General features: G+C 49.7%; 6 protein-coding genes and 1 pseudogene. All 7 read right to left on the bottom strand.

Going from position 1 to position 11,945, the window contains the following annotated elements; genetic code table 11:
* Nucleotides 1-115: 115 nt before the first annotated feature.
* Nucleotides 116-1,351, bottom strand: a complete 1,236-nt coding sequence (locus P0X86_RS14300) for an RICIN domain-containing protein (protein WP_374705853.1) — start codon at nucleotides 1,349-1,351, stop codon at nucleotides 116-118.
* A 349-nt stretch (nucleotides 1,352-1,700) separates the two neighbouring features.
* A complete protein-coding gene (locus tag P0X86_RS14295) occupies nucleotides 1,701-2,204 on the bottom strand; it encodes a VOC family protein (RefSeq protein WP_277748757.1) in 504 nt (167 codons plus the stop codon).
* Nucleotides 2,205-2,219: 15 nt separating this feature from the next.
* Nucleotides 2,220-3,563: a helix-turn-helix domain-containing protein gene (locus P0X86_RS14290; protein WP_277748756.1), complete on the bottom strand. Its 1,344-nt coding sequence runs from the start codon at nucleotides 3,561-3,563 to the stop codon at nucleotides 2,220-2,222.
* Nucleotides 3,564-3,875: 312 nt separating this feature from the next.
* Nucleotides 3,876-4,670: a DUF2935 domain-containing protein gene (locus tag P0X86_RS14285; RefSeq protein ID WP_192572155.1), complete on the bottom strand. Its 795-nt coding sequence runs from the start codon at nucleotides 4,668-4,670 to the stop codon at nucleotides 3,876-3,878.
* Nucleotides 4,671-4,808: 138 nt separating this feature from the next.
* A pseudogene (locus P0X86_RS14280) lies at nucleotides 4,809-7,195 on the bottom strand (polyprenyl synthetase family protein).
* Between the two features lie 97 nt (nucleotides 7,196-7,292).
* A complete protein-coding gene (locus P0X86_RS14275) occupies nucleotides 7,293-8,069 on the bottom strand; it encodes an alpha/beta hydrolase (RefSeq protein WP_277748755.1) in 777 nt (258 codons plus the stop codon).
* 165 nt (nucleotides 8,070-8,234) lie between these two features.
* Nucleotides 8,235-11,687: a glycoside hydrolase family 2 TIM barrel-domain containing protein gene (locus P0X86_RS14270; RefSeq protein WP_277748754.1), complete on the bottom strand. Its 3,453-nt coding sequence runs from the start codon at nucleotides 11,685-11,687 to the stop codon at nucleotides 8,235-8,237.
* Nucleotides 11,688-11,945 lie beyond the last annotated feature (258 nt).

The following is an 11,945-nucleotide window of genomic DNA, read 5'->3' as shown; positions in this document are numbered from 1 at the left end:
CGGACTTTTCCCATCATTATACCAGACATGCCTTCAGCTCGTCAGCCGGCGCAGCCCCAAGGCAACCCTCCCCAAAATGAAACAGGCGGTCCCAAACGGGACTGCCTGTCCAAGCTTAATTGATTTTGGTGAAAGCCCACTTCTGCGCATCCGTGCCATTGTCCGTCCATTGCTGAACGGCAGCCCCGTCCGCGGTGGAGGCACTGGCTACATCGACTGCAAGCCCGCTCGCTTTGGACACAAGTTTATAATAACCGCCGCCAACATCAATGATCCTCCATCGCTGTGCATCCGTACCATTATCATTCCATTGCTGCAGCTGAACGCCGGCGGAAGTGGACGAATTCGGCACATCGAGAACTTTGCCGCTGTGCACGGCCGTGAGTTTGTAGTATCCGTCTCCCGTGCTTTCCACCCGGAACCTTTGGTTATTGGCGACGTAGTTGGTCCACTGCTGGATTTTGGCGCCGCTGGCCGTGGACACATCCACGACATCCATCACTTTGCCGCTCGCCTTGGAAGCGATCGTATAAATCCCGTCGCTGATGACATTCGATGCACCCGTGTCTTGGTACACGCGTACGTAATCCACCAGCATCTGCGATGGGAACGGCGTGGAATTGTTCGGACTACCCGGCCAATTTCCGCCAACCGCCAAGTTCAGCAATAAGAAGAACGGACGCTGGAATTCCTCGGTATTGCCCGTTCCGTTCTCAATATAAAATTCATTGAACTGCTGACCGTCCACAAACCAGCGGATGTATTTAGAATCCCACTCAATGCTGTAGACATGGAACTGGGAAAAATCCAGATTGCCGGATACCCGACCGAATTCGGCGTGACCTCCTGCATCCCAGTGAACGGTACCGTTCACGTATGGATTCAGATTTACCCGTTCCATAATGTCGATCTCTCCGCTCTTCGGCCAGCCGACCGTGCTGATGTTGCTTCCGAGCATCCAAAACGCCGGCCACAAACCTTGGCCCGACGGCAGCTTGATTCGAGCCTCCACTTTCCCGTAAGTAAAGCTCTTCAAATCCTGGGTTTTGATGCGGGCAGAGGTGTAATTCATCCCGCCATAGGATTCCTTCTGCGCCGTAATGACAAGGTTACCGCCGGAGACCTGCAGGTTCTGTGCGCGATCGGTATAATACTGCAGCTCATTGTTTCCCCATCCGCCGCTGCCGGTACCGATTTCCGGCGTCCAATTGGATCTGTTGAGCGAGGTCCCGTTAAACTCGTCACTCCATACCAAATTCCAGTTCGGCGCCGCATTGGTTTTGTTCACAGGCAATAGAACGACCAGAAGACTAAACAGCAGAACTACACATATTCCTTTTCTTAGCATCATGTTCCCTCCTATTTTCATCGGATTCAGGTTTCATGGATACCTAGTGTGCCAGCATCGTGCGGACCGTCGACTGAAGCTTCGTATCACCTCTCTTTCTCGTTCTCTTGTCTTGCCTTAAACCAATCTATGATGGAAGATTCACTTGTTGTTCTCCTATAAAGCACCGTAAATAATGCGCTTACATTTCCATTATATTCCTGTAGTATGCCACTATCAACCTAAATTTATATTATTTTACATTCGTATTTTATTTCTTTCATAAAATTCCTTACGCTTCTCTCCATATCAAAAAAGCCGGCTGCTAGAGCCGGCTTCGGTCACTTCCCTATTTCCTCGTACAAATTCTGACTTATTCACGACATATCATGAGTTTATTCCCATCGGGATCCTTCACGACGAACCAATGGTTGTGCTCGATTTCCGTCACGAGTTCCACGCCGAGCTTCTTCATATATTCCAAAGAACCTTCCAGGTCCTCTGTCATCAGCATGAAGGCGGGAGTATCGATAGACGGTGCTCCCTCGGGCTGATCTCCTCCCCACTTCGGCATCGTATCCAGAATCACGCCCGTACCTACCATGGGCAAAGGACATAAATGTCCGTTCATAATCTGACAATCGGCCTCTGGGATGCTCAGCACGCGGCAGTACCAGCTGCGCGACGCTTCGATATTCCGTACCGGAATGAATATGCTGCCCACCTTGTTCTTAATGGGGCTTGCCTGTGTATGGTTGTCCGTATTCTGTATGGATTCGTTCATGGTTTTTCCTCCCTGGATCATCTTTAGCACGCGTGGTGCCTTAAACGGTCGATACCCTTCCGGCAGCTCTTTTCCGACAGGCCATCTGCTCATGAGCTCCCTCCATTCTTATGTCTGCTGCTTGATTTTAACCGGAACATAACACTTCGCTTGGATCATTCCATCATCTGACGCTCCCTCAAGTTCGTAACTGGCATACCACAGGCGCTCTGGATCCGGCGTAAACTCGCTTGAAGCATCGAGCCATCGATAAATTCGATGAAGTACGCCTGTCATCGCGCCATAAGCACCTGATTCCAGGCAGGCATAGGTACCGCCTTCCAACTCAACCTGCACGTCCTTATCTTCAAGGGTTGGAAGGAACTCCTCCGGCGGAACTATATAAATCTCGTAGGCGGAGCTTTGCTTCAGCAGAGCGTGGTCACAGCGCATGAATACGCGAATACGCGAGTCGCCCCTAAACCCGTTACGCGATAACCAGGCAATCGAAGCTTCATCCGCTTGTTCCACGCAGTCCGGCCCCTTTCTGCGAAAGGCTACCGCCTTAAGCGTGGACAACTCCACAATTTCGATCTTTCCCATCAACTTGCTTCGTTCCACGGGAAGGTAAAGCTTCATGCGAACGATTTGATTCTTGTTCAGTACATATTCTTCCATGAAATGATGCTTTCCTTGCTCAAACACGCTGCGGGGCAGCCATTCGGAGAACAAACGGTTCCATGTGTTCTGAATGCAGTCTTCCGCCACTGATGGCGTTCGGACCACTGCATACAGCCCGCCATCAAGAACGATGGCTTGCAGTTCCGGATGATTCATCATCCGGGCCCGCTCCTTCACGTCAATAGCGAGCAATTGATATCCGAACTGCTTGCTTTCATCCTCCAGATCCACGTTCCAACCGAAGATCCTCAGCTCATGGATATCGATATGGTGAGAAGACATAAGCGTCCGGAAATGCTCGATCGCAGCGGTTTCTATCCCTTTCTCATGCTCTGCAGCAAACAGGCAACCAATCCCTTTCCGGGGAAGCAAACGGGTAACCCTTACTTCAGGAAAGCGTTCAGAAGCATCCCGCTCTCCCATGAATGTTGTCCGTTCATTCAGGTTCATCCGTTCAAAACTGTAGACCAGCCGAGCTTTCCGGTATGCTCCTGGAGTTAGTCCTGTGCACCTTTTAAAGGATTTCATGAATGCCGGGTAGGACTCAAATCCACAGCGGTACCCGATATCGATGGTCGGCAGGTCGGTATTGCGCAAACAGCTGGCGGCTTCGCTGATCCTGCGTTTTCGTATGTACTCCTTGACGGGGTGTCCCGTTATACTGTGAAACAATCGGTAGAGATTCGGCAATGACATGGCTGCCACGCCGGCAATTTCCTCGAGTGCCAGCGGTTCCGTGAGATGATCTTCGACAAAATCAATGGCGCGTTGAACGATTTCACCGGTCTGCATTTCTTGTCCTTTCTCTCACTTATGATTGTAGCTTCCTATGAAGACATCATACCAAATTTCAGCGAAGGCGAACTGTACTTTTTTATCAAAAACTCGATCTCGTCATGGCAAAATCAAAAAAGCAGCCTCTTCATTGACAGCAAGAGAACTGCTTTCCATTCAAATTGTTAACTTGGTCGGCTTGCTTGGAGATGCTGCTCCCGTAGATCGCCATAAGTGCGACGGGGCCCTTTTTCCAGTGAATGTTTAGCCCCATGAGAAGAAAGTGAAGATTGCCTTTTTTAACTCGAGAAAGAGCCCATCCTTCATCCATCAACCTGTGACTCTCGGCTTCGTCGGATCGCAGTTCGGGCTCTGTACTTCGCCCAGAGCAGCCAGCTTGGACAGATAGTAGCATTCTTCCCGATACATATGATCCGGCATCAGCGGGTTGATCCGGTCCAGCACTTCCCCGCGCAGCTCAAGCTCCTCGAGTTCCGACAGAAAGTGCATGAACACTCTCATTTCCAGGTTTACATCGGCATGAAATTTGCGCAGGGCGGGAAAATCCTTCAGGCGGGTCCGCAGGTACCCTGTCATTTCAACAGCCTTCAGATAAAACCCTTCAAAATCTTTCTGGAACGCCATGCTTTTGGCAATCAACGGCTTCTCGGCAAAATCCAGATCGGCGGCCAGACTTGCCGCATGACCAAAGGCATCCTGCAGCCAGACCATATCATAATGCAAAGGATGGAACAGCGGCACTCCCTTCCCCTCTTGCAAGGCCTGCAAAATTCGCAGGTATTCCTCCAATTCATTTACCATGTGGTTGATAAAGGACGGGGTCAGGAGAAAATCTATGGTGCCTGCAAGCTGCCGTTCTAATAAATTCAGCTTGAATTCGCGCAATTCTTGCGAAGCACGAAGGGCTTCTTCGTTCAGTTTAGCGATGAATGTAGATGCATCCGGTCGCCGAGATTCACTGAGAAGCCTATCAAATCTGGTCATTAAGGATTCTGCGGTAGCGATGTCCGCCTTTTCCTTAGGCGACAGCGCAGTAAAAATAAAACGGCAATGGTCCCCAAGAATCTGCAGCCAAAACCGGTGCTCATACAATGGATCACTCATTGGCCTTGCCTCCTCTGGCAGCTTTATTCTCAGAAAATATATGCAGCTGCCGTGGGAGTAGAACGATTGACGACTCCAGCCGGAGCAATCGCTTGCCTTCGTTTAGACTACCGACAATCTACGCGTTACGGGACCATCTTAACGTTCACGATTAACCATATAGTTCAATAGATGCTTGAGAAACGCCGTATTGCGCGGCATTTCCTGCAGCGCCTCCATCGCCTGGCAATAATGATCCCACATTTCCCGGCTGGCCCCTTCCTGCCCCAGAATGCTCACGAAGGTCGAGGTGTTGTTCTCCGCATCCTGTCCCCCGGGTTTGCCCAAGCTGCTCCACGTTCCCCTGCACATCCAGCAAATCATCCTGAATCTGAAAAGCAATGCCTGCGTGGTAAGCAAATTTCTTCAGGATTGCGATTTCTGTCTCCTTCACCTGAGCCAGAATGGCGGGCATAACCAGCGATGCCTCGAACGCGATCCCCGTTTTGTAGTAACAAACCGTATTCAACTGCTCCAAGGACAAGGCCTTTCCTTTTGAATTCAAATCCATCGCCTGGCCGGAACACATATCTCCCGCTCGCTGGGACGAATACCGTATCAGCTTCAACACCGTTTTCGGGTCAAACCCTTCCAGGGAGGATTGCTCTTCGATCGCTTTCTGTATTAGGAACAAACCGGTAATTTCCGCCGTGGCGCTATCGTGAACCTGATGCAAGGTCGGCCGCCCTCTACGAGTAGAGGCGTTATCCTGGGAAGGCAAATCATCGAATATCAAGGATGCGGTGTGCATGTATTCAAGCGATCTCAGCAGGGGCACGATGGCTGATGCCTGCAGTCCATATTCCTTCACGGCCATTACCCAAGTCAGAATGGGTCTCAGGCGCTTGCCATCCCCTTCGAGCGAATAATTGGCCGCATCGATCAGCGACTCTTTCATCGGCGGTATTCCGGGAGTCTTGTCGATTTGCAAATGTTGGTTAATCTCATCTCGAACGGATTTAAACGTATCGATAAAATAATCCTTCTCTTTCCGCTCGTTTCTAAGTACGGTTACCATCTGGTCACGCAGCAATTTATCAAGGAAATCCACCTGATCGGCTTTGGAAACCATGTGCTGGATAAGACGATTGAATTCCGGGTTCCCGGAAGCGAAAATATCCATAATTTCATTGTATTTCTCGGTGCCGAGGCGTTCTTTGCAGCGCTTCAGTCCATTGATGGCCCGGTCGATCATCACCTCTCGCGTCTTGGCGTCCGAATGGTACACGTTATGAATCAGGTGGGAAATCACCGCCCAGTATAATTCAAAAGGATTGATGAGGTCCTGGCGTTGGCCGCGATATTGTAGATAGTAAGTGTAAGGTGTTACCGCCCCGTCATTCAAGTCTTGAAACATATCGGCAAAATCATCGGCCAACTGGTTGTAGATCCCGTAATAGAACGTTCGGTCCTCGAAGCCTTCATCCGCCGTTGCGCTTATTACGGAACGGACAATTAATCGCGAGGAAGAGGATTTCAGGATGATCGGCAGATATAATTCTTCATTGGTATAATCGGGATTCGCAAGGTCCTTGATACGGTCAATATGCTGGGAATGAAAAAACACGTTGGACTGCTCGAAAAAAAGTTTGCTGCGTTTCCGGGCGCTGCCGCCCTTGAATATACTCGAATGCATCCCGGAGTTCCTGATGCACGAAATGAACGAGCTCCATGTTTTTACCGCTCCACTGGCCAAGTTCTGGTACTTTCCCGGTAAGCAGGGCCTGCCGTATCATGTGGGAGTACTGTTCCTTCTCCTGGGCGTTCAAGACCCCTGAATCGAGCAGGTCGTCTATGAAAGGATAGGTTAACCCGTAGGAATACCCCAGCCGGATCGCATCGTCAAGACGCGATGAGCGTTCCGCTGGCGATGTTTCTCCATTCAAATCTTCCATAACATGCATGACAACCCCAACGATAATTTTGATTAATTTGCGCTGGGCTTGCTCTGCATCCATCTTGTCCGGGATATGGGAGGCTACATGCTTCAGTTTGTTGATGACCCAAATCACGGCTGTTTCAATGCCTTCCTTCTGCGCCCAACGGTATAATCCCGCCAGACTCATAAAATCCGGCGTGTCTCCCTCTTTTGCTCCGTTTGAGCGAACCAGAAGTTTTCGGGTATTCGCAACAACGCGTCGTATTCTCTCTTTCGTATCAGTGGAATCCAGCGCCATGCCCAGGTCCCTCATATAAATATAGGAGATGCTTCGATCCAAATAATCATCCAATTCGCCTGTATAGTTGAGCCATCCGATGTATCTATGATAATCCCGGTTATCCGGCTTTTTCTTCGACGGCAAAATAGAGGACAGCCATGATTGACGTTGAACATGCTTTCTTTTCCATATGAGAATGTCTTCTGTCAGTATAGGCACATAACTCTTATCCTTTACCTGTACATGGAGCGATGCAAAATACTGAGCAGCCTTCTGCTCAGCCTGCCGATATCCCGTATCGGCGTAATCTGTATATGCCACATTCATATGATGGAATCCCTCAACTTCTTTAAATGTTAAACATGCATCCATGTTTATAACCTTTATACGCAGAAGTTTCAATCGGGTTACATTTCAGTTACAGTTACAGGGAATCATCCATAGACTGAAGCCAACGCCCCATGGCTTCCGACACTTCGTCCAGCTGCTCGGCATCGGTGATGGCGGGTTCATGGTCTCCTTTTTGCATACCGTAAGCTCCGAATTGCCCGTGATTTCCGCCCTCAATCTCTACATAGGTGGTAGCGTCCGGCAGATTCTTTTGGGCAGCCTCCCATTTCGTTCGATCAAGAACGCCGTCCTGCGTACCGGTGATCTGAAGCGCGGACAGGTTTAATCCGTTCAGACTGCCTCCATCGTCAGCGTATGAGGCCATGAAATATACGCCGTCAATGACATCCGCATGTTCCTTGGCATATCTCGCGGCAAAAACGCCGCCTAGGGAATGCCCACCGATAACATATCGGTTGTCTGGATGCTCCGCTATGAAGGAATCTGCTTTGTTCTGTCCGAATATGGCAAGATTCAGCGGCATGGAGGCAACATACACGCGATGCCCTTTCTCAGCCATTCTCTTGGCAAAAGGCGCGTAACTTTCGGGCTCCACCAATCCGCCCGGATAAAAAATAATGTCGGGCTGAATCACTTGCCCATCCACGGGCTCGAAGCGATAGCCGTCTTGGAGACGTTCAACCGCAACCTTCACGTCGGTTTGAAATACCGCTTTCGCTTCATCCAGCGGCTCGTAAGTAAGTGAATCCAGTATGGCAAGACCTGCGATAATTATGATGGCCAAGATGGACAATATCCAAATGAATGGCCTGATCCATCTTTTGCTCCTCGGTTTATGGGTTTGCTTCATGTCTATCACGGTCCCTTCAATCCAAAATATGATATCATTTCAAATTATACCGCAGGGTTAATTAAATTCCTACGCGCCTGTTCGGAAACCCTTACATCCTTCATAATGAAACCAAGCTGCCGAGTTGATCGGCAGCTTGGTCTATCTCGCAAATTATGAATCTGTTCACACAAATCGGAACCAGCCAAAATCAAATTGGCTTCCCGGCAGGAAGATGAACGTCACCTTCTGTTTGCCGGCCACGGGCTCCAGATCGAATACCTGCTCTTCATATTCGTAGGCTTGCCTAAATTCGACCAGCCGGTTGCTTTCGCCATCCGGATGCGCAAACCGAATATGAATCGTATTTTTATCTAAGGCGGATCTGCCGTACACCACCAGTTTCGATGCACCGTCGGCTAAGAAATCCATCTCGTCAAACTCGAGGGAGACGTTATTTCCTATCCCTTGAACAAACCTGTTGTCCAACACCGTAAAGGTATCCCCGTAAATCCGGTCGCAATCGGCGGCAAAGTTGGGCTCAAAGGCTCGATTCCCCGGTTGAAAATAAAACCCTTTAATGTGCACCTTCTGGCGAAGGACAAAGCAAATCGACGTAATTCCGCGCAGCTTCTTGGACAATCGGTAGGTTTCTTCCTGATACACGTTCCATTTGGACTCCTTCTGATAAATGCAATCAGCAAGCAGGGAGCTGCCCTCTTCGCCAGGCATGCCCTCCCAGATTTGCAAAGCGTACGCTTCGCTTGAAAGAGCGAATATCGGAATCGTAATCGTATCCGAGCCATGGGGGCCAAAATCGATGTCCCGGAACCCGACCTGCGTCTCGCCGTCTCTGCTCGTGGCTACGCCTCTTTCGTTTCCGTTCCCGACTTCACCTTGACTGTAATCATATAATCCTGCAGATATGAAAGAGTATGGATCCTTGTATGCTGCACCCAAACCGTCGACCTTAAATTCAAGCTGGGAGATGAGCCGGGTTTTACCTGTCCCGTTCCGGCTCGTACATCTTAATCGAAATTCCCCGTCGCCAAGGGCTGTTACGATGGCAGCATGGCCATTGGCCTCGACGCTCGCAATATTGGATTCGATGCCGGCATCGTTTACGACGGCCCATTCGACTTCCTGATAAGAAGCTGCCAGTGGATGCAATATGGCCCGAACTGTCATTTGTCGATTCGCCGGATCAAAGACCTGACCCTTTTCGCTGATCAGCTCAATCTTACGAAGCGGAATCTCGTCCCTGTTTCCTGTCAGGCATGGTCCCTCCTCATTCCTCATGCTTGCGGATATTCCTTGCGTCACATCATCCTGTACGGGTATGGAAGTCAAATGAAGGGATTGACGCTCCATGCCTGTGGAGGACACCTCGATCCCGATTCCGCCGGGCTCCAACGTCGAACCGATGATCGCCATCAGCTTGCCGCTGAACAATCTTCTGCTTATTCCTTTGTACGGATCGTAATCCGTGCTGTCCCCATTATCGAGACCCAGCAGCCGTCCCGCCCCCGTGACATGGACCTCCACCCGGTTATTGGCATTCTCGACGGAGTGCCCATCCTCATCTTCCATGGTGATCTCTACGAAGATGAGATCTGTTCCATCGGCCCTCAGCTCTTCTTTATCCGGACGCAGGACGATCCGCTTGGCATCGCCAAACGATCGTTTTGCATCCGTGGCTACGATACGGCCTGTTTCGTCATAAGCGATCGCTTTCAATTCGCCTTTGACGTAAGGAATCTTCCACCACCCAACCAGTTCTCTTCCTCGTGCATGGTCAATGTCATGCGTACCCACGGTTTCCCCATTAAGTCGTAATTCTACTTTTGGCGCATTGGAGCAAATGCGAACATCTATCATCTGACCGTCGTTGAAATCCCAATAGGGCAGCAGATGCACCATGGGCTTCGTTTTGTAATCCGTCCAGGCGGCTTGATAGATATAATAGGAGTCCTTCTTGAAGGTTGCCGTATCAATCTGTCCGAAATAGGAGTTTTTAGTATGGTACGGGGTAGGCTCTCCAATATAATCGAACCCGGTCCATATGAATTGACCTAGCGAGAAGGGCGTATCCCGTTCAGCCAGGATGCATGCCTCCGCCGATTTCGCTCCCCAGCTAGTCGAGCTGTTGCCGAGGGAAGAACACTGCTCGTCATCATCGGCCAGGATGGATTTTTCGAACGGGAAATGGTAGATGCCTCTGCTTTGTACGACGGACGCGGTCTCACTGCCATATATGATCCAATCCGGATGTTCCCGGTGATGGTTCTCGTAATATTTCTCGGCATAGTTATATCCTGCTACCTTGACAATATCGGCACATTGCTGTGCGTTCTCCCAAGGCATATAATTCGATCCGATGGTAACCTTTGCATTTTGCTTGGGATCGTATGTATAAACCTTATCCATCAGCATTCTTGTGATGTCCTGCCCCTTCTCATCGGCATGGGTATCATATATCTCATTCCCGATGCTCCACATGATAAGGCTCGGATGGTTGCGGTCCCGTTTGACCCAGCTCTTCACGTCACGCTGAACCCATTCCCGAAAAAACCTGGCATAATCATAAGGCGTCTTCGGCCGCTCCCACATATCGAAGGCTTCCGATACAATCAGCAGCCCCATTTCATCCGCCAGCTCCATCAGTTCCTTAGCCGGCATATTATGGGCGGTGCGAATCGCGTTAACCCCCATTTCCTTCAGAATCTTAAACCTTCTCGCCAATGCGGTTTTGTTAAAGGCTGCTCCCAAAGCGCCGAGATCATGATGCTCGCATACGCCGTTCAATTTGAATTTGCTGCCGTTCAGCAGGAACCCTTGATGAGGATCCAGCCGAATGTGTCGGAATCCCACGCTATGAGTGACGGCTTCCAAGATTGCATACTGCGAAACTGCGGAACGCTTGGTTCCGCTCAGCTTCATTTCGGTCACCAATTGATACAAGTTAGGTTCTTCCGGACTCCAGAGCAGCGGATCCTTGACAGCTAATGTTTGCGTATTTATGATGCTGCCTGCACTGCTGCACGTGTGATTGGCGTCGACCCGGTCAGAAGCCTCGGCGATGATCTGCCCATCCTTCAAAATCACATGCTTGATCAGCACATCATCCACGACCTTCATTTCCGTCTCGACTTCAACCAGCCATCCATCTTCCTGATGCTTAGTCGCTATATAAACGCCGTCCGTGACGATGTGGTTGGATTCCCTTGTCTTTAACCATACATTCCGATAAATGCCTGCCCCGGAGTACCATCGGCTGTTCGGGCTTTGATGCACAACCTTTACGACGATGACATTCTCACCGTCCCGGAGCGCATCCGTGATCTCGTGTTCAAATGAAGAATAGCCATACTTCCATTCGCCCATAGGACGACCATTGACATAGACGGAAGAATCCATGTACACACCGTCAAAACAGAGGAAGACCTGACCGCCGTCATTATTCCGCAACCATTCCTTCCGGTACCAGCCAATGCTGTTCTCGTATAAATCCTCCGTGTTATGTATGAGCCAATCATGAGGAAGATCAACAGGCTGAAATTGTAGATTCTCCGGATCTTCAACGTCCAAACCGCTTTTTGCAAACGTCCATCCATCATTAAACAAAGCTCTTTTATTCATGGGTGATATCACCTTCTTCGTCTATTTATTAATCAATGAGGACCGCATATTCAATCAATCTTACTATATCAGGATGCTTTATCATTTGAGCCTTCTCCAAAAAAGTTCTAAGGTTTTCAAAGGATGATCTTTAATTTTTGTATATTCTTGCACTGAACAAAAAAAAGAGCCCTTCGCATGCAGCATGCATCAGAGCCCTTGCTTCATTATATTGCAGATGTGCCAAAAGAGACCAAGCGTCCCGAATCCCTTAGGATA

The sequence above is a fragment of the Paenibacillus sp. BR1-192 genome (genome assembly GCF_029542445.1).
GTDB classification, from domain to species: Bacteria; Bacillota; Bacilli; order Paenibacillales; family Paenibacillaceae; genus Paenibacillus_AQ; species Paenibacillus_AQ lautus_A.
This window is presented reverse-complemented; position numbering and strand designations above follow the sequence as displayed.

Coding starts and splice junctions, on each gene's coding strand:
- P0X86_RS14300 (WP_374705853.1), bottom strand. CDS start 1,351: ATGATGCTAAGAAAAGGAATATGTGTAGTTCTGCTGTTTAGTCTTCTG.
- P0X86_RS14295 (WP_277748757.1), bottom strand. CDS start 2,204: ATGAGCAGATGGCCTGTCGGAAAAGAGCTGCCGGAAGGGTATCGACCG.
- P0X86_RS14290 (WP_277748756.1), bottom strand. CDS start 3,563: ATGCAGACCGGTGAAATCGTTCAACGCGCCATTGATTTTGTCGAAGAT.
- P0X86_RS14285 (WP_192572155.1), bottom strand. CDS start 4,670: ATGAGTGATCCATTGTATGAGCACCGGTTTTGGCTGCAGATTCTTGGG.
- P0X86_RS14275 (WP_277748755.1), bottom strand. CDS start 8,069: ATGAAGCAAACCCATAAACCGAGGAGCAAAAGATGGATCAGGCCATTC.
- P0X86_RS14270 (WP_277748754.1), bottom strand. CDS start 11,687: ATGAATAAAAGAGCTTTGTTTAATGATGGATGGACGTTTGCAAAAAGC.